This window comes from Stenotrophomonas sp. DR822 (assembly GCF_019793815.1).
Taxonomy (GTDB): domain Bacteria; phylum Pseudomonadota; class Gammaproteobacteria; order Xanthomonadales; family Xanthomonadaceae; genus Stenotrophomonas; species Stenotrophomonas indicatrix.
In genome coordinates, this window is sequence record NZ_CP081826.1 from 3,809,691 (window position 1) to 3,836,645 (window position 26,955).

Below are 26,955 nucleotides of genomic sequence, written 5' to 3' on the forward strand. Positions count from 1 at the left end.
GAAGCATTTCCATTTCCCACGCCAGGATCCGCGCGACCGTCGCGCGGCGGCGACCGGAGCGCATCCATGAACAGCCTGCGCGATGCGATGAGCCACGCAGCCCTGGGCTGGGTCAAGCCCGAGCTGGACGAGACCCTGCGCCTGGTGCGCAACGAGGTCGAGTACTTCGCCGAAGATCCGGCCGACAGCAGCCGCATGCGCATCTGCGCCGGCTACCTGCACCAGGTGCAGGGCACGCTGCGCATGGTCGAACTGTATGCACCGGCGATGGTGGCCGAGGAGCTGGAGCAGCTCGCCATCGCCGTCGGCAAGGGCGAGGTCGCCGAGCGCGACGAGGCCTGCGCCACCCTGATGCGCGGCAGCGTGCTGCTGCCCGATTACCTGGAGCGCCTGCAGAACGGGCACCGTGACATCCCGATCGTGCTGCAGCCGCTGCTCAACGAGATCCGCGCCGCGCGTGGCGAAGCGCTGATCAACGACAGCGTGCTGTTCGCGTTCGCGCCCGATTCGGTGACCGCCACCGAAGCCGAGCTGGACCATGCACGCGGCAGCCTCAGCGGCCGCAACCGCGAGCTGCTGGACACCGTTGGCAACGCGGTCAAGGAAGAACTGCTGCAGGTCAAGGACGCGCTGGACCTGCACCTGCGTACCGACGGTTCGCCGCAGCAGCTGCAGGAGCAGGTGACCAAGCTGGGTTCGGTGGCCGATACGCTGGGCATGCTCGGCCTGGGCGCTGCGCGGGGCGTGGTCGTGCAGCAGCGCGACGCGCTGCGCGGGGTCGTCGAAGGCCGCCAGCAGATCGACGAAGACATGCTGCTGGATATCGCCGGTGCGCTGCTCTATGTCGATGCATCGCTGGACGACCAGGTCGCACACCTCGGTGCCAGTGGCAGTGGCCAGGATGATCCGAGCGCGGTGGAGAACCGGCGCACGGTGGAAGTGCTGGCGCACGAGGCGATCGCCAATTTCGCCGCCGCCCGCGAGCATTTCGTCGCTTTCATCGAAACCAGCTGGAACCACGCCGAACTGCAGGACGTGCCGCGCCTGCTCGGCGATGTCTCCGGCGCATTGCGCATGCTCGACCTGGGCACCGCGGCAGACTATCTGCGCGGCGTGCAGCAGTACATCGAAGCCGAACTGATCGGTCGTCAGCGGGTGCCCAGTGGTCGCCAGCTGGACACCCTGGCCGACGCCATGGCCAGCCTGGAGTACTACCTGGAAGCCCTGCGTGACCGCCGTCCGGGTCGCGAGGACATCCTCGACATCACCCGCAGCAGCCTGGAAGCGCTGCGCTACTGGCCGCTGCCCGAGCGCGGCGTGGTCGCTGCCGGAGACGTGCAGCCGGTCGTGCGCGAAGCTGTGGTCGCGCCAGCCGAGCCGCTGCAGATCGAACCGCTGGATATCCACGTGCAGGCCTCCACGCCGGCACCGGGTGACGTGCCGGCGCCGCTGCCCGATTTCACCTTCGACCCGCTGCCGGAGGCTACGCCCGCCGACAACGGCCTGATGTTCGGATCGCTGGGTACGCCAGCGTTGTCGGCCGAACCGCACGGCACCCCGCCGCCCCTGTTGTTCGCTGCCTCCAGCGCCCCCGCGCCGGAAGTGCCGCAGTGGGAACTGGGTGGATTCGACGCGCCGGCAGGGAGTGCTGCCGAACGCAGCGACGAGCGTGCGCCGACGTTCGACAGCTTCGATCCGGTCAGTTTCGATCCCGTGTCCGCCGAACAGTCCGACGCTGCTGCCTGGACGTTGTCCGCGATTCCGGTGCCGGAAGAGGGCGACACCCAGGCAAGCGCTGTAGACGGCAATGATGACGCCTTCCTGGTGACATCGTTGGACGAGGCGTCGTCTGCCGCGTCGCTGGACGTGGTCATTTCGCCGGCCTTCGATCCGGTTGCCGCCGAGCAGGACGGCCAGACGTCGCTGAGCGACGATGTGGTGTTCCGTTTCGACAGCAGCCTGCTGCACAACGCCGATGACGTGTTGTCGCTGGAGGCAATGGAAACGCTGTCGTTGGACGACGAGCAGGCCTCGCCTGCGACGCTGGAGTTCATTGACGCAGGTGCGGTGGCGCAGGCCGACGATGGCCTGGCCATCACCGAACGGCTCGACTCCACCGTTGACGGCGACGCCGCGATCGATGCCGCAGTCTACGTCGCACCGGCCGCTGATCTGCCCGCATCCGAAGACCTGCCGGCAGTGCCTGCTGCGCCGACCGTGGCACTGGTCGATGTGGATACCATCGCGCCGATCGACTTCAGCGAAGCCGATGCGCAGTTCTTCGCAGAGCTGAATGCCGCTGCCGCCGGCTTCAATCCCCAGGCCATGCCGGCCGCCGTCGTGGCGACTGAGACCGTGCCGCCGACCGTGGCCGAGGGCGGGTTCGATGCGGGTTTCGACGACGATGCCGAGAACATCGACCAGGACATCCGCGAGGTGTTCCTGGAAGAATTCGACGACGAGCTGGGCAATCTCGGCACGCTGCTGCCGGCATGGCGCATGCAACCGGACAACATGGACCGGCTGCGGCCGATCCGGCGCATTTTCCACACACTGAAGGGCAGTGGCCGCCTGGTCGGCGCACGTACCCTGGGTGAGTTCGCGTGGAAGATCGAGGGCATGCTCAATCGCGTGCTTGATGGCAGCCGTGCCCCCACGCCGGCGGTACTGGCGATGGTCGAGCACGCATACACGGCACTGCCGCAGTTGAACGCGGCACTGCGCGATGGCCAGCGGGTCAGCGTCGATCTGCAGGCGATGCAGGCCATCGCCGATCGCGTGGGTGCAGGCGAAGAAACGTTCTACGTTGCGCTGCCGGGCGCCGTCGCGCCGACGGTCGAGGCGCCGACCGATGCTGCCGCGCCGCTGGACAGCGCCGTGAAGGATGTCGATGTCCCCGCACAGAGCGCTGTCGAAGCGCCGGGTACCGCGGCCAACATCGACAGCGTGCTGCGTGAGATCCTGGAGGCCGAGGTGGAACTCCACCAGGCCACGCTGCAGGGCTGGTTGCGCTCGGCGCAGCAGGCGCCGCAGCCGGTCAGCGATGCATTGCTGCGCGCGGTGCACACCATGAACGGTGCCTTCGCGATGACCGAAGTGCCGGAAATCACCGCCGTCACTGGCGGCGCCGAGTCGTACATCAAGCGCGCACTGGCCGCCGACGTGGTGCCCGGTGATGACGCCGTGGCGGCCCTGGACGAGACCGCGCAGGCGATCAACGCGACCATGGACGCGCTGCAGGCCGAGCAACCGCGGATTGCGTCGCAGGCTGAACTGGCGCAGCGCCTGCAGGCGTTGGCCGGGGAACTGCCGGAAGCACGCTGGCCGATGGCCGGGCTGGACGTCGAGGATGACGACGAAGACGAAGCGCTGATTGCCCTTGACGCCGATGCCGATGCCGATGCCGGCGTGGTCGAGCCGGTGCACGGGGTTGCGGTCGCGCCGGAAGCCGGACGCGACACCGATGCCGAGGTGCTGGATGCGCTGCAGGTCAGCGAAAATGCGTTGAGCGATGCGGGCCTTGACTCCGCTGAATTGACCGGCAGCGATGATCTGTCGCGCTACTTCGATGCAGGGTGGCCGTCGATGCCGGACGCTCCGGCGCCGGAATCGACAGCGCAGGTGGCTGCTTCCAGGGTCGCCGCTGCGGAGATCGAAGCCGGCCAGGCAGTGACGGCACCGGAAGACGCTGCGTTGGAAAACGCCGCGTTGACTGCGGTGGACGATCTGTCGCCGTATCTGGACGCCAGCGCACTTCCTGTTGATGACCGCGACCTGGATGTCGCAAACGACCTGAATACGCTGTCGCCGTTCACGCCTGAAACAGCAGAGGACGACGACGCTGCTGCAGTGCCACTCGACAGCGGGCTGTCCAGCCTGCAGGATGAAATGGCTGTGCCGGGCTTCGCAGACCCGGTCACGCTGGAAGCCGCGCTCGAGGCCGGCTTGCACGTGATCGACGAGGAGCAGGGCCAGGACGAAGACGGGCAATGGCCCGTGCTCGGCCTGCAGGCCAGCGAACTCGCGCCTGGCGAGGCGGAAGCCTTTGCCGAGGATGCGGACGTCGGCGGGGAGGCGGCGGTCGGTGATGGAGAGAGCACCGACCAGCCGTCCCCGGCGACGGTGGAAGACGTCGGAGGTGCGGAGACCGCGCAGGACGCCGTTTCGCCCTCGCGTTTCTTCGAGCTGGAAGATGCTCCGGGCCAGGTTCCTGCAGCGGACAGCGGCATGATCGTGGTACCGGTCGCGGCGGAGGCTGCGGCGGTCGACGCTGAACCTCTCGTCATCGACAGCGTCGACGCGGTGGTGCCGGCGGATGCGTCCCTGCTCGAAGCCCAGGCCGAAGAAGCCCAGACCGGCTCCGACTCTGAATCTGAATCCGAAGACAGTGCCGACCTGCTCGACTTCAGCATCCATGACCGCGAGCTGGTCGACATCTTCGTCGAGGAAGGCAAGGACCTGCTGGATCATTGCGATGGGCTGATCAGCGAGCTGCGCGAAGCGCCGCAGGATCGCGAAGCCCTGGCCGGCCTGCAGCGCGATCTGCATACGCTCAAGGGCGGCGCGCGCATGGCGGGCATCAATGCCATCGGTGATCTTGGCCACAGCATCGAATCGCTGCTGGAAGCCGTCGCTGGCGGGCGCACCGAGATCGAACGTGCTGACGTGCAGTTGCTGGAACGCGGTTTCGACCGTCTGCACCAGCTGCTGACGCGCACCGGCGAACACCGCATCGTCGAGCCGGCACAGGATCTGCTCGATGCCTTTGAAGCACGCACCACGACCGATATCTCCGCCGCGGCCAGCGCAGCTGCAGCCAGCGCTGCTGATGCCGTTGAGGCAGAGCAGAGCGCGCAGGCGGCTCCGGCCGTGGCCGTGGTCGATGCCCCGTTGTCGGCACCGTTGCCGGTGGAAGGTTCCAGCGAGGAAGACCCGCTGGCCCGTCCGCAGCAGGAACAGGTGCGTGTGCGCGCCGACCTGCTCGACCGCCTGGTCAACCACGCCGGTGAAGTGGCGATCTATCGTTCGCGCCTGGAACAGCAGCTCGGCGCCTTCCGTGGCGCGATGGGCGAACTGGAACGCACCAATGCGCGTCTGCGCGACCAGCTGCGTCGCCTGGACCTGGAAACCGAAGCGCAGATCGTGGCCCGCTACCAGCGCGAGCAGGACCAGGCTGACCAGAAGTTCGATCCACTGGAACTGGACCGTTTCTCCACCCTGCAGCAGCTCAGCCGCGCGCTGAACGAGTCGGCCGCCGATCTGGGTGGCCTGCAGGGCGTGCTGGATGATCTGTCGCGCCAGTACGATTCGCTCCTGCAGCAGCAGTCGCGTGTCAGTTCGGAACTGCAGGATGGCCTGATGCGCGCGCGCATGGTGCCGTTCGACGGCCTGGTGCCGCGCCTGCGCCGTGTGGTCCGCCAGGCCGGCATGGATACCGGCAAGCAGGTCCACCTGACCCTGGAAGGCACCCACGGCGAGCTCGACCGCAACGTGCTCGATCGCATGGTCGCGCCGCTGGAGCACATGCTGCGCAACTCGGTTGCCCATGGCCTGGAAGCGCCGGAACAACGTCGTGCCGCCGGCAAGCCGGAAGAAGGCGAGATCGCCATCCGCCTGCACCGCGAGGGCTCGGAAATCGTGCTGGACGTGGCCGATGATGGCGCTGGCCTGGATCGTGAGGCGATCCGCCGTCGTGCCATCGAGCGCGGCCTGCTGCCTGCCGATGCACAGCCGAGCGAACAGGAACTGGACAACCTGATCTTCGCGTCGGGCTTCTCCACCGCCGACCAGGTCAGCCAGCTGGCGGGCCGTGGCGTGGGCATGGACGTGGTCGGCAACGAAGTGCGCCAGCTCGGCGGCTCGGTCGACATCCAGTCGGTGCGTGGCCAGGGCGTGCGTTTCACCCTGCGCCTGCCGCAGACGCTGGCGGTCACCCAGGCGGTGTTCGTGCAGATCGGCGAAACCACCTTCGCGGTGCCGGTCGCCTCGGTCAGTGGTATTGGCCGGCTGTCGCACGAGCGCTTCGAAGCCGCCGACAGCAGCTACCGGTACGGTGGCGAAGACTATCCGCTGTACGACCTCGGTACTCTGGTCGGCCAGGCCCCGGCACGCGCTGACGGCCAGGCCCAGGTGCCGCTGCTGCTGGTCCGCGCCGGCGACCTGCGCGCCGCCGTTGCGATCGACCAGGTGCTGGGCAACCGCGAAGTCGTGGTCAAGCCGGTGGGCCTGCAGATCGCCTCGGTGCCGGGCATCTACGGCGCCACCATCACCGGCGATGGCCGCGTGGTGGTGATCCTGGACGTGGCCCCGCTGGTGCGTCGTTTCCTGGCCAACCCGACCGCCCCGGTGCTGGTCAACGCACCTCGCCAGGAACGGCAGGTGCCGTTGGTGATGGTGGTGGACGATTCGCTGACCATGCGCAAGGTCACCGGCCGGATCCTGGAGCGTCACAACTTCGAGGTGAGCGTCGCCCGCGATGGCGTCGAAGCCCTGGAACAGCTGGAGGAGCGCGTGCCGGACCTGATGCTGCTGGACATCGAAATGCCGCGGATGGACGGTTACGAGCTGGCCACCGCGATGCGTGCCGACCCGCGCTACAAGGACGTGCCGATCGTGATGATCACCTCGCGCAGCGGCGACAAGCACCGCCAGCGCGCCTTCGAAATCGGTGTGCAGCGCTACCTGGGCAAGCCGTACCAGGAACTGGACCTGATGCGTAACGTGTACGACTTGCTGGGGATTGCCCGTGTCCGTGAGTGACCTCGATCCGGTTCCGGCCGTAGCCCTGCTGGCCCGCCCTGGCGCGGCGCGTGAGCGCCTGCGCGAGGCGTTGGCCCATGCCGACGTGCAGATCGTGCTGGAAGACGATCCCATGACGCTGGAGCCGCAGGCGCTGCATGATGCGCGTCCGCAGTTCGTGGTGATCGCGCTGGAAGCGGCCATTGAAGACGCGCTGGAGCGCCTGGAACCGGCGCTGTCGGCGCCCGGCTTGACCCTGGTGTTCGATGAGGCTGAACTGGCCGCGCGTCGCGATGGTTGGGAAGCGCAGCGCTGGGGCCGTCACCTTGCCGCCAAGCTGCACGGCCACCAGCAGGTGCTGCCGCCCGGCGCCGAGGACGAACCGGCATTGCAGCTTGAGCCGGGCCTGCCGTCGACGCCGCCGGTGCCGAAGGAAACCGCGCTGCAGCCGCACCTGGAACAGGCCCGTTCCTGGGCCGACGACGTGCCGGCTGATGGCCTCTATTCGCCGCCGGCACATCTGCACGAGCCGATCGCGCTGGAGCAGGCGCTGGCTGCGCTGCAGCCGGTGCAGCCGGAAACGGCAGCGCCTGTGCAAGCAGCACCGGAACCGCCACCGGTACCGGCAGCTGCGCCGTCGGTATTCACCGACCACACGGCCTGGTCGCTGGTTGACGAGGCCAGCGACGCGCCTGCAGCTGCATCGGCTGCCACCACTGAATCGCCGGAACCTGCGTTCGATACCGGACATCTTTCTCTGGTCGACCTGGACGCCGCCGCACCAGCAGGCAGTCGCGCCGGTGCCCTGCTGGTACTGGCCGGTATCGGCGGTCCCGATGCGTTGCGCCGCCTGCTCGCTGCGCTGCCCAGCGGACTGGCCGTGCCGGTGCTGGTGCACATGCGCCTGGACGGCGGCCGCTACGGCAACCTGGTCAAGCAGATGGCGCGCGTATCGCCGCTGCCGGTGCAGCTGGCCGAAGCCGGCCAGCGCGCCACCGCTGGCGAAGTGCACGTGCTGGCCGACGACATCGGCGTGCACGCTGCTGCCGATGGCCTGTATTTCCAGAGCGAAGCACAGGGCATCTCGATTGCCGCGTTGTCGGCCGAGCACAGCGCGCTGGTGCTGCTCAGCGGTGCCGACCTGGCCCATGTGGGCCCGGCGTTGGACCTCGCCGCCGCCGGTGCCTGGGTGGCCGGGCAGGTAGGCGAAGGCTGCTACGACCCTGCTGCGGCGACGGCGGTGGTCGCCGCCGGCATGGTGGCCGGTGAACCGCAGGAACTGGCGCAGGTGATCGCCGCGCGCTGGGGCCTGGATGACGACGGAGATGCCGCATGAGTTACGCCAACAATGATGAGATCCGTGGCGTCCTGATCTCGGCCGGTGCCGAACGGGTTCTGCTGCCCAATGCAACCGTGGCCGAGATGATGTCGCGGGTGCCGGTGCAGGCGGTCGCCGACGCGCCGCGCTGGCTGGTGGGTGAGATCGGCTGGCACGGCTGGCAGGTGCCCCTGGTGTCGTTCGCACGGCTCTCCGGGTTGGGCGAAGAGACGGTGGCTGGTCACAACAAGGTGGTGGTGCTCAAGACCCTCAACGGCAATGCGCAGCGGCCCTACTACGCGCTGTTGACGCAGAGCTTCCCGCAGCTGATTTCGGTACCCCGCGATGGCCTGCTGGCCGACGCGTCCGAAGAAAACCTGCCCGACATCGTTCACATGCGCGTGCTGCTGGGCGAACAGAGCGCGCTGTTGCCGAATCTCGACGCACTGGAAGCCGCGCTGGATTCGTTGGCGGCCTGACCGGAATCCGCCGGGCATGGCCCGGCGCTACCGCAGGCGTTCCGGATATCGGGTAGCGCCGGGCCATGCCCGGCGAGCGCAGCAGCCATCAGACCGGTAGCGCCGGGCCATGCCCGGCGAGCGCAGCGGCCGCCGGACCGGAGCCTTACCCCAGATCGCCCAGCCGTGCCTGCAACGCCGCGATTGCGGCCAGGCCTGCGGTTTCCGTGCGCAGGATGCGTGGGCCCAACTGCAGGCCCTGGAAGCCTGCGGCGGCGAGCTGCTCACGGTCACGCGGCGACCAGCCGCCTTCCGGGCCGATGGCGATCACCACGCCGCCGGCCGGCGCTGCCTGCAGTGTCGACAGCCGGTGCGCTCCCAGCGGATCCAGGGTCAACCGCAACGTATCGGCGGGCAGTGCCGCGCTGGCCTGTGCCAGCGACTGCGGCGCTCCTACCTGCGGAATGCGTGCACGACCGGACTGCCCGCAGGCCGACTGCACGACGTTGTTCCAGTGCGCCACGCGTTTTTCCGCGCGTGCTGCATCCAGCTTCACTTCGGTGCGCTCGGCATTCACCGGCACGATGGCGCTCACCCCCAGTTCGGTGGCCTTCTGCAGGATCAGGTCCATCTTTTCGCCGCGTGCAATGCCCTGCAGCAGGGTGATGGTCAGCGGCGATTCGTTGGCGATCGGCTGCACCGCATCGATGCGTACCTGTACCTCGCGTTTGCCGGCCATGGTCAGCGTCGCGGTGTAGTCATGGCCATCGCCGTTGAACAGCACGCAGGTGTCACCCTCGCGCAGGCGCATCACCCGCACCAGGTGGTTGGCCGTCTCTTCCGGCAGGGTCACGGTCTGGCCGCTGTGCAGCGCCAGGTCGATGGGGCAGCGGGTCACGCGCATGCAATCGCCTCGTCGATGGCCGCCAGCGTGGTATGCGCCAGCAGCTCCAGTTGTTCGTCGTCCACGCAGTACGGTGGCATCCAGTACAGCACGTTGCCCAGCGGGCGCAGCACCACGCCGCGCTTCAGCGCCGCCCTGTAGGCGTGCAGCCCCAGCCGCAGGGCCGGATCGAAGGGCGTGCGCTTGTCACCGTTGCGGGTCAGTTCGAAGGCCACCACCATCCCGGCCTGGCGCACATCGGCCACGTGCGGATGGTCGGCGAACGGTGCGGCCAAGGTGCCCATCACCGAGGCGATGCCGCGGTTGCGTGCGATCACATCGTCCTCGCCGAAGATGTCCAGCGTGGCCAGCGCCGCGGCGCAGGCCAGCGGGTTGCCGGTGTAGCTGTGCGAATGCAGGAAGGCACGTTCGCGCGAATCATCAAGGAAGGCGTCGTACAGCGCCTGCGTGGCCAGCACCGCAGCCAAGGGCAGGAAACCACCGGTCAGGCCCTTGGACAGGCACAGCAGGTCCGGCATCACCCCGGCCTGCTCGCAGGCGAACATCGTGCCGGTGCGGCCGAAGCCGGTGGCGATCTCGTCGGCGATCAGGAACGCACCATGGGCGTCACACAGTTCACGCACGCGCTGCAGATAGGCCGGATCATGCATGCGCATGCCACCGGCACACTGCAGCCGTGGTTCCAGGATCACGGCGCAGATCTCGCCCGGATGCTGGTCGAACAGCGTGGCCAGGCCATCGGCGGCCTGGCGTGCGCGGTCGGCCGCACTCTGCCCGGGTTCGGCCAGGTAGGCGTCGGGCGAGGGCGCAAACAGGCCCTCGGCCAGCAGCGGCGCGTAGACCCGGCGGTACAGCGGAATGTCGGCCAGTGCGAGGGCCCCCAGCGTCTCGCCGTGGTAGCCGTTTTCCAGCGAGACGAAGCGCGTGCGCCGGGTCTCACCGCGGTTCTGGAAATACTGGAAGGCCATCTTCAGCGCCACTTCGACGCCGGCCGAACCGTTGTCGGCGTAAAACACCTTGGCCAGTGGCGCGCGGCCGGGCTGGCGCGGTGCGAGGGCCAACAGGCGCTCAGCCAGGGTGATCGCGGGCTCGTGGCCGAACCCGGCCAGCATCACCTGTTCCAGCTGTCCGGCCTGGGCGGCGATGGCACCGCCGATGCGCGGCTCGGCATGGCCGAACAGGTTGGTCCACCAGCTGCTGACCGCATCCAGGTAGCGGTTGCCGTCGTGATCGATCAGCCAGGCGCCTTCGCCGCGGGCGATCGGCACCAGCGGCAACGTGTCCGGATGCTCGCGCATCTGCGTGCACGGGTGCCACAGGACCTTGAGGTCGCGTTGCCGCCAGTGCTGGACCAGCGGAGAGGGGGTTGGGTCTGCTAGCATTTCGGGCTCATGAACATGTTGCTGCCTGCACATTCTATCGGCCTCGGCGCACGCGCCGTCTGCCCCGGAGATTCCGCGTGAACGATGACCGCGCAAGGCGTCCTCTGCCGATCATCCATCGGATCACCGACGAGGAGAACGGGCCCTTCCAGCGCCAGCATCTGGACCTGGAGTTCTCCAACGGCGAACGCCGCCGCTTCGAACGCCTGGTCAGCCGTGGCCATGGCGCGGTGGTGGTGGTGCCGATGCTGGATGAAGAAACCGTGCTGCTGGTACGTGAATACGCGGCCGGCATGCACCGCTACGAGCTTGGCCTGGTGAAGGGCCGGATCGATGCCGGCGAAACGCCGGAGCAGGCCGCCGACCGTGAACTGAAGGAAGAGGCCGGCTATGGCGCTCGGCGGGTCGACGTGCTGCGCGCGATGACCCTGGCGCCGACCTACATGAGCCATCAGTCCTGGCTGGTGGTCGCGCGCGACCTGTATCCGGAGAAGCTGGCCGGCGACGAGCCGGAGGAACTGGACGTGGTGCCGTGGAAGCTGGCCGATCTGGACCAGCTGATGCTGCGCGAGGACTTTTCCGAAGGGCGTTCGCTGGCGGCGCTGTTCATTGCCCGCCAGTGGCTGCAGGGAGCACGATGATCAAGCTGACCACGGAACTGCGCGAGACCGCGATCGCCATCGCCCAGGAAGCCGGGCAGGCGATCATGCAGGTCTACAACAACGGTTTCGACGTGACACTCAAGGACGACGACAGCCCGGTCACCGCTGCCGACCTTGCCGCCGACCGGGTGATCCAGCAGGGGCTGCGCCAGCTGACACCGGACCTGCCGATCCTGTCGGAGGAGTCGCCGCTGGTGCCCTGGGAGCAGCGTCAGCACTGGGGCGCGTACTGGCTGGTCGACCCGCTTGATGGCACCCGCGATTTCGTCAAGCGCAATGGCGAGTTCAGCGTCAACATCGCGCTGATCTACCAAGGCGCCCCGGCGTTCGGCGTGGTCCAGTCGCCGGTCACCGGCATTGTCTGGCACGCGATGCGGGGCGAGCTGGCGTATCGCCGGCAGGGCGTGCATGACACCGTGCTGCGTACCCGTACACCCGCGTCTGCGCCCCTTCGCGTCGCCGCCAGCCGCTCGCATCGTTCAGCGGAGACCAATGCCCTGCTGGCCCGCATGGGCGACATCGAGACCGTGGTGCAGGGCTCTTCGCTGAAATTCTGCCGGATCGCTGAAGGCGGACTGGATGTCTATCCGCGGCTGGGCCCGACCTCCGAATGGGATACCGCTGCTGGCCAGTGCGTGCTGCACGCGGCCGGTGGCGCGGTGCTCTCGGTCGGGACCGGCAAGCCGTTCCGCTACAACCGCCGGCCGACGCTGTTGAACGGCGATTTCATGGCGTTGGGCGATACCAGCCTGCCGTGGCGGGACTGGTTGTCCGATTGATCCAGGAGAAACGCATGAGTACGCACGATACCCCTGCCGCCGGCAACGCCAGCGCGGAGCTGGAGCGCCTGCTGGCCATCATGGCGCGCCTGCGCGACCCGCAGGGGGGCTGTCCCTGGGACCTGGAACAGAACTTCGCCACCATCGCCCCCTATACGATTGAAGAAGCCTACGAGGTGGCCGATGCGATCGATCGGGGAGACCTGGACGACCTCTGCGATGAACTGGGTGACCTGCTGCTGCAGGTCGTGTTCCATGCGCGCATGGCTGAAGAACAGGGTGCATTTGCCTTCGCCGAGGTCGCGCGCGCGATCAGCGACAAGATGCAGCGGCGGCATCCTCATGTGTTCGCCGATGTCAGCGTCGACGATGCCGACGGCGTGATGCGCAACTGGGACGCGATCAAGCGTGCCGAGCGCGCGGCAAAGGGCGATCAGGACACTTCGGCGCTGGCCGGGATCTCCCGTGGGCTGCCGGAATGGCAGCGGGCGGTGAAGCTGCAGTCGCGCGCGGCCAAGGTGGGGTTCGACTGGCCCGGTCCGCTGCCGGTACTGGACAAGGCGGCCGAGGAACTGCAGGAGCTGCGCGAGGAGTTCGAACGCGGCGATATGGCGGGCAACAAGGCGCGCCTGCAGGAGGAACTGGGTGACCTGCTGTTCGTGTGCGCCAACCTGGCGCGCCATGCGGACATCGATCTGGGTGCCGCGCTGCGTGGGGCCAACCACAAGTTTGAACGTCGCTTCCGTTCGATGGAGGCGCAGGCCGAGGCACAAGGCGATTCGCTGGCCGCACTCGATCTGGATGCGCAGGAAGCGCTCTGGCAGCACGCCAAGGCCACCGAAAAAGCGTGAAAACGCTCGGTCTGTTCCTGCTGACCGCGCTGGCCGAGATCATCGGCTGCTACCTGCCTTGGCTGTGGCTGCGCAAGGGTGGCAGTAGCTGGCTGCTGTTGCCGGCGGCGGCCAGCCTGGCGTTGTTCGCCTGGCTGCTGACCCTGCACCCGACCGCCAGCGGACGCGTGTACGCAGCGTACGGTGGCGTGTACATCGGCACGGCGCTGTTCTGGCTGTGGCTGGTCGACGGCATCCGTCCCAGCCGCTGGGACATGCTGGGGGCTGCGCTTTGCCTGGCCGGCATGGCAGTGATCATGTTCGGGCCGCGGCAGCCGGGGTAAGCCGGGCAGGTGTAGAGTCGGGCAATGCTCGACCGCAGTTGTGGCAACAACAGCCGGGCACGGTTGGGTACTACCTTCAACGAACGGAGCACGCGCATGTCCCGCTTCGCCAGCTTTCGCGAGTTCTACCCGTTCTACCTCAGCGAGCACCGCAACACGACATCGCGACGCCTGCACTTCATCGGCAGCTGCGGCGTACTGCTGCTGGTCGCCATCGCCGTGCTGCGTGGACAGCCGCTGCTGCTGTTGGCGGCATTGGCCTGCGGCTACGGCTTTGCCTGGGTCGGTCACTTCTTCTTCGAGAAGAACCGCCCTGCAACATTTCGGCACCCACTGTATTCGTTCATCGGTGACTGGGTGATGTTCGCCGACATCCTGCGTGGCAGGGTGAAGTGGTGATCTCGCCGTACGACTCAACGCGCGTTGCAGCCCAGCGCCGCCAGGTTGATTGCGTCGGCCATGCGCCGGTAGCCCTCGTCGTTCGGGTGCAGATGATCGCGGGTGATGTCCGCCGGCAATGATTCCGGCTGTTTCGGATCACGCAGGGCCGCATCGAAATCCACCACGCCATCAAAGCCGGTGTCCTGGCCACGCGCCCACTGGTTGATCGCGGTGCGGGTGGCGGCCGATACCGGTTCGTAGCGCTCCGAATCGCCGAAGGGCGTCAGTGTGCCGAGATGAGCGCGGATGCCATGTGCATGCAGCCGCGCGGCCACCTGGCGGTAGCCCAGCAACATGTCTGCTGCGTTGCGTCCCGGCAGGGGCTGTGCGCCGCCACCGTGGCGGATGTCATTGATGCCTTCGAACAGGATCACCTGGTCGGCGTCGGCCACTGCGATCACGTCGCGATCCAGCCGTGACAGCGCACTGTGGCTGCGGCCGTGGTCCAGCAGCTTGTTGCCGCTGATGCCCTGGTTGAGCACCACGAAGCGGTCCGGGCACGCCTGCTGCAGGCGCTGGCCCAAGCGCTCGGGCCATTGGTTGAACGAGCCACGCGAGGCCGTCGCGCCCTCGGTGATGGAATCACCCAGGGCCACGATCACCTGCGGCCGGTCCGCGCGCTGCACCAGTACCGCAGAGAACACGTTCTGCTGGTAGCCCACGCGCACGCTGTCGGCCACCGCGTCCTGCTTTCCGTCGGCCACCCGCACCACCGTACGGCGCACCGCAGGGCGGGTGGGTTGCGGGAAGTACGCGGTCACGCTGATCTCCTGCAGGGCGGTAACTTGCAAGGGCAGTGCATCACTGAGCAGCGCTGCGCCCACCGGTACGTCGATGGACGTGCGTCCATCGACGGTGACCGGCAGCGCTGCCGCCTTGCCATCCTTCAGGCGCACCCGTACATCTTCCACATGCAGCGGCGTGGTGCCCAGTTCGTTGCTGATGCGCAGCCGCAGCGCATCGCCCCTGCTACCCAGGCGCATGTCCTGGCGCACGGTCTGCGCTGCGAACTGCACGGGCGCGTCAGCGCTGCCATCCTTGCGGTCAGGCGCGGGCGAAGCGGTCCAGGCGGTGACCCAGACCGGTGCGGCCAGCGCCACGGGGGCGGCCACGGCGGTACCGATGGCCAGGGAAAGCAGGGTGATCCAGCGCTGCATGGGCTTCGGTCCGGTCAGGAGAAGTAGGTGCCGCCGTTGACGTCCAGATTGGCACCGGTGATGAACGCTGCCGCTGCCGACGCCAGGTAGACCGCCGCATCGGCGGCTTCGTCCGGCAGGCCCTGGCGACGCAGCGGCGTCGCGCCGGCCACCGCCGTACGCACTTCCGGTTTGGTGAATTCGTCATGGAAGCGGGTGGCGATCATGCCGCAGCACAGTGCGTTGACGCGGATACCCTTCGGCCCCAGCTCCTTGGCCATGGCCCGGGTGAAGGTCATCACAGCTGCCTTGGCAGTGGCATAGATCGCCGCACCGGGGCCTCCGCCATCACGACCGGCCTGCGAGGCGAAGTTCACGATCGCCGCGCCTTCGCCCATGTGCGGTACCACCGCGTGGGTGGTCAGGTAGGTGGAGGTCAGGTTGAGGTCGATGACCTTGTGGAAGAACGCCGGGTCGATGTCGGCCAGCGGACGACGCTCGACCATGCCGCCGGCCACGTTCACCAGCACGTCGATGCGCTGGCCGAATGCAGCCTGCGTTGCTGCGACCAGGCCGGCCACGGCGGCGGGATCGGTGACGTCGGCGCGGTGGGCGATGGCCTGGCCGCCGGCCGCCTTGATCAGCGCCAGCGTTTCCTGCGCGCTGGCTTCGTCGTTGGCGTAGTTGAGGCAGACGCGTGCACCGGCCGCAGCCAGCTTGATCGAGACGGCACGGCCGATATCACGGCCACCACCGGTGACGATGGCCACCTTGTCCTGGAACGACATGCGGGAAACTCCTTGGTTTGCGGGGGAATGCGAGGGAATGGGGGCTCAACCGTCGGTGCGGTCGAGCTTGTGGATCGGCCCGGTCCACCACCACAGTGCGGCCAGCGACAGCGGCACCAGTGCGGCGACGAGGATGAAGATCGGTGCATAGGAATGGCGGGTCAGCACCGGTACCAGCCAGGTGGTGATCAACGTTCCGGCCACGGCGGCCAGGCCGCCAAGACCGGCCAGCGTGCCCACCGAGCGGCCATCGAACAGATCGCCGGGCAGGGTCTGGATGTTGCCGATGGCGATCTGGAAACCGAACAGCACCGCTGCAATCGCCAGCACCGCAAACAGCGGCTGGTTGGCCAGTACCGCGCCCAGCAGGGCCGGTGCCATGATCACGCAGCCCAGCGAAATCGACAGCTTGCGCGCACTGTTCACGCTCTGGCCGGCATTGATCAGGCGCCCCGACAGCCAGCCGCCGCTCAGGCTGCCGAGCATGGCGCCGACGAAGGGCACCCAGGCGAACAGGCCGATCTGCTTGATGTCGAAGCCGAAGGTCTCGGCCAGATAGATCGGCAGCCACGACACGAACAGCCACCAGATCGGATCCAGCAGGAAACGGCAGGCGAGCATGCCCCAGCTCTGCCGGTGGGCCAGCAGCGAACGCACGCTGACCTTCGGTGCATCCACGCGTTGCTGGCCAGCCTGGTCTTCCATGATCAGGCGCCGCTCGGCGTCACTCACCCACGGATGCTTGTCCGGGCCGGCGCGATAGACGAACAGCCATGGCAGCAGCCACAGGAAGCCAAGTGCACCGACCAGCACGAAGGTGCCGCGCCAGCCAAGCCACAGGTACAGGCCGGCGATGGCCGGTGCCGAAACGATGGCACCGATGGACGCGCCCGCGTTGAAGATGCCCTGTGCGAGGGCACGCTCACGCGCGGGGAACCACTCGGCATTGGCTTTCACCGCACCGGGCCAGGCACCGGCTTCGCTGATGCCCAGCATCGCCCGCACCACGCTGAAGGAGAGCATGGAGTGGGTGACCGAATGCAGCGCGATCGAGATCGACCACACACTGATCGACAATGCGAACCCCAGCCGCGTCCCGATCATGTCGAACAGGCGCCCGAACAGGAACTGGCCGGCGGCATAGAACAGCATGAACACGGTCACCAGCAGTGCGTAATCGTCCTTGGTCGCGCCGACTTCCCTGGCGATCTCCGGCCACATCACCGCCAGTGCATTGCGGTCGATGTAGTTGATCACCGTGGCCACCGCGATCAGGCCGACGATCAGCCAGCGCACGGCCGAGCGCACCGGCACCTTGCGCAGCGTGGCCACGGCCGAGGGGCCGTTCATCGTGCCTCACCCTTGCTGCGGTCCATGCGCGCATGGCTGCCGCTCCAGCGGTAGGCATGGCCATCCACCGTCACGCTGTGTTCGCCCTTCGCCTCGCTGTCGTCGGCCACGCCGAGTGCGATGCGGGCGCCGCTGGCCAGGCGCAGCTCGAGCACCTCGGCATCATTGCCGCGGGTGCGGATGATCTGCTTGATGCGGCTGTCGGCACCGTGCACGTACTCGGCGGTGCCGTTGTACTCGCCATGCGGCTCCAGCACGCTGAAGAAGGTCACATCCTTCTGTCCTTCCACGCGCTGCAGCAGCGCCGGTTCGCGGCGCAGGTTGAACTCGGGATCATTGGCACCGCTCTCCACCAGCAACGCCTGCGCCGGCGCGCTGCTGCCGAAGCGGTAGGTGTAGAAGCGTCCGTCGAGCAGCCACGCCAGCGTGCGCGGCTCACTGCCGGCCTTGCTGCGCGCGTCCAGCCACAGGTGCTGGTAGCCGTTGTCGCTGCCGAGCACCGGGCGCTGGGCGGGGAAATGCTCGGCCTCGAAACCGGTGGTGACGATGTGGCCGTTGAAGTGCAGCGGCAGGTCGTAGCGTGCCGCCTTGTCGCCGTGCACCTGCAGCAGGTCCAGCACCACCGGCAGGCCCAGTTCGGGGTGGCGCAGCAGTGCCTGGGTGCGGGTGAACACCACGCCCGGATAGGCATCGCGCATCGTCGCCGAGGCGATCTGGGTATCTGCGTCGGCCTGGAAGAAGCGCACCTGCGGGGCGAGTTCCTCACCGCGCTTCCAGTCGCCCTTGAAGTGGCTCTGCTCGTTCACCACCAGCGTGTTGTGGGCCACGGTCTGCTTGGCCCAGCTGCGGTTCTCGGCCAGATAGATGCCACCGCGCTTGGCTTCCACGTTGAGGAAGCGCGCCGCGCCGTAGTCGGTCACCACGGCGTTGCCATTGTCGTAGAACAGCCAGTTGAGCTTGTCGAAGTGGCCGTGGCCCATGCCCTGCATGGTGTCCTTCTGCACCAGCGCCTGGCCGCGTTCGCCGCCCATGCGCAGGATCGCCAGACCGCCGCGTTCACCGTCCGGGCCGTCGCGCAGCAGCATCGGCCGGTAGTCGAACGGTTTGGCTTTGTTGGCTGCCAACGCCTGCGCCACCTGCAGCCCTTCCGGCGACAGCAGCAGGCGTTTCTGCTGCTGGGCGACCGACAGCAGACGGTCATCGCCGGCCTGCGCATAGGCGATGCCGATGCCAGCCACCAGCTCTTCGGTATCGATGCCCTTGTCCAGGATCGCATCGTTGATCGGGAAGAACAGGCCGTCGTAGCTGGTCTGCACCAGCACGTCCACCGCCTTCAGCAGCACGCCGTCGCGGCGCGCGAAGATCTTCCGCTGCGGCTCGTTGCGTTCGATCGCGTTGGCAAACAGCAGGAACGGCGCCAGCGCATAGCGCTGGTAGTAGGGGCCTTCCTCGTAATACCCATCGGGCGAGAACAGCAGGTCGATCTGCCGCAGGAAACCGAACTGGTCATCCTTGCGGCTGCCGCGCAGCGATTTCTCCACCAGTTCGCGATCACGCAGCACGTAGCCGGTCATGCCGGTGGCGGCCACCGCCCAGGTCGCGTGGTTGTGGATCTGGTCGTAGTTCTTCGGCTCGCTGGCCAGGAACTCGGCCATCGGCCGGAACACCTGCGATTCGATGGTCTGCCGATCCTGCGGCGACAGCGCATCGCGGATCGCGTCGTAGCCCTGGATGGCGTTGACCAGCCAGACCGAATCGTTGAGCACCTGCCAGAACACCCGGCCGGGAATCTGCCCGCGTCCTTCCGGATGCGGGCCGAGGGTCGGGTAGAGCTTGGCGTACTGCAGCAGCATGTCGCGCGAATAGGCGACATAGGCCTTGTCGCCGGTCAGCCGGTACAGGGTGCCGGCGGCCAGCAGTGCCTGGTAGTTGCGCTTGTGCTGCTCATGGGTGCGACCGCCGCCCTTGTCCTTCGGCACCGGCACGTCGATGCCGGCCTTCATCATCTTCTGCAGCGATTTCTGCGTACGCGCCTGTTCCTTGGCGAACCACGGATAGCGGCTGCCTTCGCTGGCCATCCGCTGCCACTGCGCGGCGGTCACCAGTACCGGCGCGATATCGCCTTGTCGCGCGGCTGCGGCAGGTGCCGCATGCAGCGGTGCCGTCGGCAACAGGGCGAAGGGAGCGGCCAGGGCGAGGGCGAGCGCCAGACGGTGGGAACAAAGGGACAGCGGCTGCAACCTCATCGATCAACTCCGGTGCTGGTGCGTGACAGGGCAACCTCGCCCACCTTGGGATACCAGTCCACCCCCGTCTGTTCGCGCGGGGTCATTGCCAGCGCCGGATCGGCGCCGATGGTGGGCAGGGGTGTTGCCGGCACCCACAGGCTGCTGGCGGCCTGCTGCAGGGTAATGCTGGCGCTGCTCACCCCGCCCGGGAACACGCTGCTGGCCTGCGGCGACTGCACGTTGTTGCTGAAGGCGATACCGGCCAGCGAACTGGCCGCATTCGGTGGATTTTTGCTGGTGCGGTTGACGATCAGGTTGCCGCTGAAGTGGCTGTTGCTGGCGGCAACCACGATCCCCTTGGTTTCGTCATGGCCCACACCGAAGCTGATCTTCGCCACGTCGACGAAGGTGTTGCGGCTGATGGTCGCGTTGACCACCGGCGCGTAGCCGGACAACGGCGGATTGGCCTGTGCATCCATCACCGCCAGTGCCGAGCGGTTGCTGGAGCCGGCCAGCCGTTCGAAGTAGTTGTTGCTGACGGTCTGGTCGGCATTGATGATGCGCACGCCGCCGGTGCCGGCCTTTTCGTCGCCGAGGAAGAGGTTGTCGACCACCCGGTTGCCGTTGCCATGGCGGAGGGTCAGCGCGCCGGCCGAACGATAGAACACGTTGCCGCGGAAGGTATTGCCGCCGGACTTGTTGGAGACGATCTCGGTCTCGCCATCGCAGCCCTCGAACCAGTTGTTCTCCACCGTGCTGTTGGAATCGCTCAGCGAGGTGTCGCTGGTGCCGACGCGGATCGTCTCTCCGCCATTGACGCCCAGCGCTGGCCGCGGGCCGAACCAGTTGTGGTCGATGCGGTGCCGGTTGTCCAGGCCCTGGGTGGCATCGCGCACCACCACCACCGTCGGGCCAGCGTTGGTCTTGCCGCGCAGCTGGCTGTGGTCGAGGCGGTTGTTGCTGCCGTACAGCGACACCCAGTAGTCCTGGTCGCTGCCATCGGGGTTGCTGTAGTCATCGATGACCAGGCCGGTGACGCGGCTGTGGCTGGCCACTGCCTTGCTCGACTCGCGGAACGCCACCACGGCGTCGCCCGGGGTGTAGCCGTTGCGGAATACCAGGTTGGAGACCTGCAGGTAGCTGCCGGCCAGGCGCAGGTCCGACCCCCCGCTGAGGATCACCTTGCCCGGCGTCTGCGCGCGCAGCACGATCGGGGCGGCGGCGGTGCCCTGGCCCTTCAGCAGCAGGCGCGCATCGGTCCAGGTGCCATCGGCCAGCACGATTTCATCGCCGGGTTGCAGGGCGGCAGCGGCGGTGGCGAACTCGGCGGCATCATGGACCAGCCAGCTTGCAGCGTTCGCCGGCAAACTGGTCAGGCAGGTTGCCAGTCCAATTGCCAGGCAATATCCAAGGGTGGGTTTCGAAAGGCGGTGCGAAGTCGGTTGAATGCGCATGAAGTCCTTCCAGAGACGGCGATGCCGCGGTTTCGGAGTGGGTGTGCATACCACTTGGTAGGTGTGTTGTAAGCCACGTTGCGCGCAAAGTCATGCTGCATCAGCACATGAAATGCCGGGCAACAGGTCTGAATCAAAGGTATTACGAAAAATCCAGTCCAGTTGGTTGACATTTATGTGTCGGCGTGTCGAAGCTGCGTCCCACGCCTACCGTCCGGGCGATCCTTTGGGAGGAGGAAAACCATGCGGCAACCAGCCGGAGTCGTACGTCGTACACCGTTGTCACCCACACCGCTGATCGTGGCACTGCTCGCTGCGCTGGCGGCTTCGCCGGCCGTGCAGGCGCAGTCTGCCGGCAGCGGTTCCGGGCAGGACGCCACCACCCTGGACCAGGTCCAGGTCACCGGCATCCGCGAATCGATGCAGAGCTCGATCAACAAGAAACGCGACGACACGGTGATCGCCGATGTGTTGTCGGCCGACGACATCGGCGACCTGCCCGCGCCATCGCTGGCCGATGCGATCGAAACGCTGACGGGTGCCGCCTCGACCCGCGACAAGACCGGCGCATCGGAAATCTCGATCCGCGGTCTCGGTGCCTTCCTCAGCAGCACCAACTTCAACGGCCGCGAGATCACCAACGGCAGCGGCGACCGCTCGGTGAACTTCAACATGTTCCCGGCCGAGCTGATCAATACGGTGGCGATCTACAAGACCCAGCGTGCCGACATCATCGAAGGCGGTGTCGCCGGCACCATCGGGCTGGAAACGGTCAAGCCGCTGGAGTACGGCAAGCGCTCGGCGCAGATCGATCTGCGCGGCAGTTGGGCCGAGTATGACAAGAAGTACCGCGACGACGATGGCATCGGCTATCGCGGTACCGCCAGCTACATCGACCAGTTCGAATTCGGCAACGGCCAGAAGCTCGGCATCTCGCTGGGCATCCAGCGGCTGGAGGGCACCGATCCGGAGGAGAGCATCACCAGCGGCTCCACCTGGTATGCCTGCGATGGCAGGCAGAACGTGGCCAATGCCAACTGCAATGATGTCAGCGCACAGGCCATCGCCAACGGCGCGCCGTACTATCTGGTGCCAAGCAGCCGCATCTATCGCCTGAAGCAGGAACGCAATGACCGCCAGAGCGAATTCGCGGCGATCCAATGGCGGCCCAACGACGTGGTCGAGGTCAACCTCGATTTCGAGCATACCGAGCGCAACTGGGACGAGGACCGCAGCGACCTGAGCCTGTCCAATGCGCGACGCGGCATCACCCAGCGCGAGGTGGACGAGGACGGCATCGTCCGCCACCTGCATGGCAGCACGTCCATCGATTCGACCTCCAACCGCTACTGGCGCGGCGAGGAATACACCGGTGGTGGCCTCAATCTGATCCTGCGCCCCAGCCCGGCCTGGGAGCTGTCCACCGATCTTTCCTATTCGCATACCAACCGCCTGGACAGCGAGCGCATGACCCGGCTGCGCGCCAACCAGCGCGACGTCGACAATGCCATCGTGCCGGGCATCAGCAGCGGCGCCACCGGCTATGTCGACTACGACTGGGACTGGCATGGCGAGGTGCCGAGCGTCGCGCTGGCGCCGAACTTCGACCCGAACAACTGGGATGCCTACACCGGCGCGGCGCGGGTGACCTCCAGCGCGACCGAGAACGACCACAAGATCAAGGCCGGCCGCTTCGATGCCAGCTTCATGCCCGAGTCCGGTTTCTTCACCCGCATCAAGGGCGGCGTGCGCGCCAGCCAGGCCGACTACCGCCTGCGCGACAACACCCTGGTGACCGACTACGACCAGCGCGTAGCGGCCGACAAGGCGAAGATCATTGCCGCCAACCGTGCCTGCCGTGCACCGTTCCCGCAGGACGATTTCATGGATGCGGCCAGCGGCAATACGATCTCCTCGTGGGCGTACTTCGATCCGAGCTGCCTCTACGCGTCCTTCCGCGGCACCAGCGACAGTGGCCTGGACCCGGACTTCCAGGACCCGAACAACGTCGATGTGACCGAGAAAACCCGCGCGCTGTACCTGATGGGGGAATTCAGCAGCACGCTGTTCGGACTGCCGGTCACCGGCAATGTCGGCCTGCGCTGGGTCAAGACCGACGTGCGTTCGGAAGGCGTGCGCACCGACCTGGCGGTCATCGACAACGGCGACGGCTCGATCCGCCTGCAACCCACTGGTGATTTCACCACCCAGGTGTTCAAGGCGGGCAACGACAAGCTGCTGCCAAGCCTGAATGCCGCGTTCGAGCTGAAGCCGGACCTGTTGCTGCGGGTTGGCGCGTACCGGGCAATGTCACGCCCGGATATCGCCGCACTCGGTGCCGGGCGAACCATCAATGTCAGCAGCGATGCCACCTATACCGGCCTGGCCGACGCGCTGGACGACATCAGTGCCAGCGGCAATCCGGCTGCGCAGCCGCTTATGTCCTGGAACGGCGATGTCTCGCTTGAGTGGTATGCGAACCCGGACACGCTGCTGGCCGGTGCGGTGTACTGGAAGCAGTTCAACGGCGGCACCGCCACCGCGCTGGTGCCGGAGACCTACACCCTCAACGGACAGACGGTGACCGTGCCTGTGCGCCAGCAGGTGACCACCGATGAAGACAGCACCCTGACCGGTATCGAGCTCAGTGCCACCCACCGGTTCTCGCACCTGCCCAAGCCGTTCGATGGCCTCGGCTTCAAGGTCAGCTACAACTATGCCGACGCCGACTACCAGACGCAGGATTCGCGGTTGGGCGAGCAGTTGGCCGCCGATGGATCGATCATTCCGGCCATCGTTCCGCCGGCCGGCCTGAGCGGCTTCTCGCGGCATGTGCTGTCCGGTTCCCTCTACTGGGATGTGGGCCGCTTCAACATCCAGGCCATCGGCAAGTTCCGTTCGCACTATTACCAGGACTTCACCGGCAACACGGCGCAGCAGAACCGCTACTACGATGACAACACCAGCGTCGACCTGCGCCTGCGCTACCGGGTGAACAAGCAGCTGTCGCTGTCGCTGGAACTGATGAACCTGACCGACGAGCCACGCGTGGCGTACCAGCCGCTTTACGGGAATTTCCGCGAGGTGGTGAGCTACGGGCGGCGCGCGTATTTCGGTGTACGATACAAGTTCTGAACAGGGCGGCGCGGCCAATGGTCGCGCCGTCGCTCCAACCGGACCCGCACCGTGCCCGGTGGCCGGGGACGGGCCCGGAGGGAACCGCCAAGGGTCAGCCGCATGTCCGCCAACCGTCTCTACCAGACCATCGCCGCCAAGCTCCGCAAGCTGATCGAGGATGGCGAATATCCGCCGGGTTCGCGCCTGCCGGGCGAACGTGAACTTGCCGAACGCTTCGGCGTCAGCCGGGTCACCATCCGCGAGGCGGAAATCGCCCTGGAAGCGCAGGGCTGGATCGCGATCCGCATCGGTTCGGGCGTCTATGTGAAGCCGCGCCCGGCCCAGGCTGCCGGCGGGCTGCCCGATATCAGCGCCTTCGACCTGACCGCGGCGCGTGCCGTGTTCGAAGCGGAAGCTGCAGCGCTGGCGGCAAGCAATATCGATGAGGCCGGCATCGCCGAGCTGCAGGTGCTGGCTGAAGCGCTGTGCCGTCGTGACCTTACCGATGAAGAGGCCGGCGACTACGACCGCCGCTTCCACCTGGCCATCGCCCGCCTGTCGGGCAACCCGGTGGTCGAGTATTTCGTGCAGCAGATCTGGCGCATGCGCAGCGAGCTGCCGCGGGTGACCGAGGTCTACGCACGGGTGTGCCATGACGATGGTGCCAGCCGCGCCGACGAGCACATGGCGATCTTCGAGGGGCTGCGCGCGCGCGATCCCGTCGCTGCACGCAATGCGATGCGCCATCACTTCCAGCGCCTGTTCGAGGCGATGCTGGAGGCGACCGAAAGCCAGGCGCTGGCCGAGATCCGCCGGCAGACCCAGCAGGACCGCGAGCGCTTCCTGGCCACGACCCGGATCTGACCGGGTTCATCCTGCAGCGCCGGGCCACGCCCGGCTGCTTTCGGCTGGAACGTGCGGTACCCGCACCGCCTGCATCCACGCGCTATGCTGGGCTCCGGACGTCTCCCATAAGGAAAGCGCGATGTTCCCGACCATGTTCTTCAGCGCGGTGCTGGCCTTGGTGGCCGTGGTCATCCTGTTCAAGGCAGTGCGGATGGTGCCACAGGGCTATGAATGGACCGTCGAGCGGTTCGGCCGTTACACCCACACCATGTCGCCCGGCCTGCATTTCCTGATCCCGATCGTCTACGGGGTGGGGCGCAAGGTGAACATGATGGAACAGGTGCTGGACGTGCCCGGCCAGGAAGTGATCACCAAGGACAACGCCGCCGTGCGCGTCGATGGCGTGGTGTTCTTCCAGGTACTGGACGCGGCCAAGGCCGCCTACGAGGTATCGGTGCTGGAAGTGGCGATGATCGCCCTGGTGCAGACCAACATCCGTACCGTGATCGGCTCGATGGACCTGGATGAATCGCTCAGCCAGCGCGAGGTGATCAACGCCAAGCTGCTGAGCGTGGTCGACCATGCGACCAACCCGTGGGGCGTGAAGGTCAACCGCATCGAGATCCGTGACATCCAGCCGCCGCGCGACCTGCTCGATGCGATGGCACGGCAGATGAAGGCCGAGCGCGAGAAGCGCGCGCAGATCCTCGAGGCGGAAGGTTCTCGGCAATCCGAGATCCTGCGTGCCGAAGGCGAGAAGCAGGCCACGGTGCTGGAGGCGGAGGGGCGGCGCGAGGCCGCATTCCGCGACGCCGAAGCGCGCGAGCGCCTGGCCGAAGCCGAAGCCAAGGCGACCCAGGTGGTGTCGGCGGCGATTGCCGACGGCGACGTCCAGGCCATCAACTACTTCATCGCCCAGAAGTATGTGGAAGCGTTCAAGGAACTGGCCACGTCGCCGAACCAGAAGCTGGTGCTGATGCCGATGGAGGCCAGCGGAGTGATCGGTTCGATCGCCGGGGTGGCCGAGCTGGCCAAGCAGGCCCTGTCCAACCAGGAAACCCGGCCGCCGGCAAAGCGGCCGCCACCGATCGGAGGCTGACATGCGCTGGGAAGTCGTTGCCTGGGGTGCGTTGGCCTTGCTGCTGTTCGCCGCCGAAGCGCTGGCGCCCGGCGCGTTCATGCTGTGGATCGGCATCGGTGCGGCGGCGGTGTTCGCGCTGGTAGCGGTGTTCGCCGATATCCCGGTGCTGTGGCAGGTGGTCGCTTTCGTGGTGCTGAGCGTGCTGTCGATCCAGTGCTACCGGCACTGGGGCAAGCCGCGTGCGCGGCAGAGCGACGCGCCGCTGCTGAACCGCCGTGCTGAACAACTGGTCGGGCGGGTGGTGCCCTTGCAGCAGGGCATCGTTGCCGGGCAGGGCAGGGTCAGCATCGACGACGCGTCGTGGCAGGTGAGTGGGCCGGAGTTGCCGGCCGGCACGCTGGTGCGGGTGGTGGCGGTGCAGGGCAGTGCGCTGGTGGTCGAGGCGGTCGCCTAGGTTTCCAGCGAACGGCGCAGCCCCTCGTGGGAGGTCGCTGAAAGCAGATGCTGGGTTGGGTCGGGCGGGTGGGCTGTGCAGAGGGCGCCGCAAGTACGTCCTTGTAGGCTTGGCCGCGGCATCCATGCCGCGGACACCCCTGCCCAGCCCACCCGCCCGACCCCCGACAGTTTCCGTGCGCGTCCAGACCACGGAAAAGAAATCAAAAGCGGGAAGCAAACGCCGGTCGCTGCGCTCTGTGTGCCCGGGGTCGGATCCCTTTCCGCAGGAAAGGGATCCGACCCTTCTCTCCATATATGTATCGACATCCACAACCGCTCTTGCCTTCCGTCCCGTCATCGGGAACCTGTCGGGGTGGGGCGGTGTGGGGTGGAGGGACCGCAGGCGCCATGGATGGCGCCTACGAGCCTACACGGACGTACTTGCGGCGTGTCCCGTAACCCCACATCGCCCCACCAGCGCACAGACGTCGCCGAGCCGATACGCTTTGGCCGTTGCCGTTGCCGTTGCCGTTGCCGTTGCCGTTGCCTGGCTTGTAGAAAGCGCCCGCCGGCCGCAGGCCGGCCAACACCCCGCTGCGCTGCGGCGCGACCTGCGGCCGACCGATCTGGGATAATGCGCGTTCTTGTTTCCTCTGCTGCCGGA

The 26,955-nt window shown here is 67.1% G+C and carries 19 protein-coding genes; 12 read left to right on the forward strand and 7 right to left on the reverse strand.

Annotation, left to right across the window (positions count from 1 at the left end):
• The first annotated feature begins 66 nt into the window (after positions 1–66).
• Genes K5K93_RS17330 through K5K93_RS17340 form a run of 3 tightly spaced genes read left to right on the forward strand, consistent with a single transcriptional unit; the run spans position 67 to position 8,535 of the window.
• Positions 67–6,759, forward strand: coding sequence for an Hpt domain-containing protein (locus K5K93_RS17330; RefSeq protein ID WP_222388525.1), 6,693 nt, complete (start codon positions 67–69; stop codon positions 6,757–6,759).
• Positions 6,746–8,074, forward strand: a complete 1,329-nt coding sequence (locus tag K5K93_RS17335) for a chemotaxis protein CheB (protein ID WP_222388526.1) — start codon at positions 6,746–6,748, stop codon at positions 8,072–8,074. The genes K5K93_RS17330 and K5K93_RS17335 overlap by 14 nt, the downstream gene beginning before the upstream one ends.
• Positions 8,071–8,535, forward strand: coding sequence for a chemotaxis protein CheW (locus K5K93_RS17340; RefSeq protein ID WP_093818699.1), 465 nt, complete (start codon positions 8,071–8,073; stop codon positions 8,533–8,535). Before K5K93_RS17335 ends, K5K93_RS17340 begins: the two co-directional genes overlap by 4 nt.
• A 145-nt stretch (positions 8,536–8,680) precedes the next feature.
• On the opposite strand, the gene K5K93_RS17345 is transcribed toward K5K93_RS17340, so the two are convergent.
• Both K5K93_RS17345 and bioA read right to left on the reverse strand, forming a co-directional pair.
• The gene (locus tag K5K93_RS17345) at positions 8,681–9,418 is read right to left on the reverse strand and encodes a 16S rRNA (uracil(1498)-N(3))-methyltransferase (RefSeq protein WP_222388527.1); all 738 of its coding nucleotides are present in this window, start codon (positions 9,416–9,418) and stop codon (positions 8,681–8,683) included.
• The gene (gene bioA, locus K5K93_RS17350) at positions 9,409–10,800 is read right to left on the reverse strand and encodes an adenosylmethionine--8-amino-7-oxononanoate transaminase (RefSeq protein ID WP_220387491.1); all 1,392 of its coding nucleotides are present in this window, start codon (positions 10,798–10,800) and stop codon (positions 9,409–9,411) included. Before bioA ends, K5K93_RS17345 begins: the two co-directional genes overlap by 10 nt.
• A gap of 77 nt (positions 10,801–10,877) precedes the next feature.
• On the opposite strand from bioA, the gene nudE reads away from it, so the two are divergent.
• The 5 genes from nudE (at position 10,878) to K5K93_RS17375 (ending at position 13,814) form a co-directional block, all read left to right on the forward strand.
• Complete coding sequence (gene nudE, locus K5K93_RS17355) at positions 10,878–11,441, forward strand: ADP compounds hydrolase NudE (RefSeq protein WP_093818697.1); 564 nt, start codon at positions 10,878–10,880, stop codon at positions 11,439–11,441.
• Entirely contained in the window at positions 11,438–12,241 is an 804-nt protein-coding gene (cysQ, locus tag K5K93_RS17360) for a 3'(2'),5'-bisphosphate nucleotidase CysQ (RefSeq protein ID WP_222388528.1), read from the forward strand. Before nudE ends, cysQ begins: the two co-directional genes overlap by 4 nt.
• 14 nt (positions 12,242–12,255) lie before the next feature.
• Positions 12,256–13,092 (forward strand): nucleoside triphosphate pyrophosphohydrolase, encoded by an 837-nt coding sequence (gene mazG, locus K5K93_RS17365; RefSeq protein ID WP_222388529.1) that lies wholly within the window; start codon positions 12,256–12,258, stop codon positions 13,090–13,092.
• Positions 13,089–13,415, forward strand: a complete 327-nt coding sequence (locus tag K5K93_RS17370) for a YnfA family protein (RefSeq protein WP_222388530.1) — start codon at positions 13,089–13,091, stop codon at positions 13,413–13,415. Before mazG ends, K5K93_RS17370 begins: the two co-directional genes overlap by 4 nt.
• 96 nt (positions 13,416–13,511) lie before the next feature.
• Positions 13,512–13,814 carry a DUF962 domain-containing protein gene (locus tag K5K93_RS17375; protein WP_093818694.1) on the forward strand — a complete coding sequence of 101 codons (303 nt, stop codon included), beginning with the start codon at positions 13,512–13,514 and terminating at the stop codon, positions 13,812–13,814.
• Between the two features lie 14 nt (positions 13,815–13,828).
• Here the strand turns inward: K5K93_RS17375 and K5K93_RS17380 are convergent, their stop codons facing one another.
• From K5K93_RS17380 to K5K93_RS17400, 5 genes are read right to left on the reverse strand one after another with little or no spacing between them, the layout of a single operon-like run.
• Positions 13,829–15,013 carry a GDSL-type esterase/lipase family protein gene (locus tag K5K93_RS17380; RefSeq protein WP_093818693.1) on the reverse strand — a complete coding sequence of 395 codons (1,185 nt, stop codon included), beginning with the start codon at positions 15,011–15,013 and terminating at the stop codon, positions 13,829–13,831.
• Positions 15,014–15,027: 14 nt separating this feature from the next.
• Entirely contained in the window at positions 15,028–15,780 is a 753-nt protein-coding gene (locus K5K93_RS17385) for a glucose 1-dehydrogenase (protein WP_025877770.1), read from the reverse strand.
• A gap of 45 nt (positions 15,781–15,825) precedes the next feature.
• A complete protein-coding gene (locus K5K93_RS17390) occupies positions 15,826–17,130 on the reverse strand; it encodes an MFS transporter (RefSeq protein ID WP_222388531.1) in 1,305 nt (434 codons plus the stop codon).
• Positions 17,127–19,376 carry an oligoalginate lyase gene (locus tag K5K93_RS17395; protein WP_222388532.1) on the reverse strand — a complete coding sequence of 750 codons (2,250 nt, stop codon included), beginning with the start codon at positions 19,374–19,376 and terminating at the stop codon, positions 17,127–17,129. The genes K5K93_RS17390 and K5K93_RS17395 overlap by 4 nt, the downstream gene beginning before the upstream one ends.
• On the reverse strand, positions 19,373–20,725 hold the full coding sequence (locus K5K93_RS17400) for a polysaccharide lyase 6 family protein (protein ID WP_261311869.1): 1,353 nt from the start codon (positions 20,723–20,725) through the stop codon (positions 19,373–19,375). Before K5K93_RS17400 ends, K5K93_RS17395 begins: the two co-directional genes overlap by 4 nt.
• Before the next feature lie 330 nt (positions 20,726–21,055).
• On the opposite strand from K5K93_RS17400, the gene K5K93_RS17405 reads away from it, so the two are divergent.
• The 4 genes from K5K93_RS17405 to K5K93_RS17420 all read left to right on the forward strand — a co-directional run bounded on the left by K5K93_RS17405 (position 21,056) and on the right by K5K93_RS17420 (position 26,310).
• Positions 21,056–23,947 carry a TonB-dependent receptor gene (locus K5K93_RS17405; RefSeq protein ID WP_222388534.1) on the forward strand — a complete coding sequence of 964 codons (2,892 nt, stop codon included), beginning with the start codon at positions 21,056–21,058 and terminating at the stop codon, positions 23,945–23,947.
• A gap of 102 nt (positions 23,948–24,049) precedes the next feature.
• A complete protein-coding gene (locus tag K5K93_RS17410) occupies positions 24,050–24,793 on the forward strand; it encodes a FadR/GntR family transcriptional regulator (RefSeq protein WP_059064840.1) in 744 nt (247 codons plus the stop codon).
• 121 nt (positions 24,794–24,914) lie between these two features.
• On the forward strand, positions 24,915–25,874 hold the full coding sequence (locus K5K93_RS17415; protein WP_093818687.1) for an SPFH domain-containing protein: 960 nt from the start codon (positions 24,915–24,917) through the stop codon (positions 25,872–25,874).
• A 1-nt stretch (position 25,875) separates the two neighbouring features.
• Complete coding sequence (locus tag K5K93_RS17420; RefSeq protein ID WP_093818686.1) at positions 25,876–26,310, forward strand: NfeD family protein; 435 nt, start codon at positions 25,876–25,878, stop codon at positions 26,308–26,310.
• Positions 26,311–26,955 lie beyond the last annotated feature (645 nt).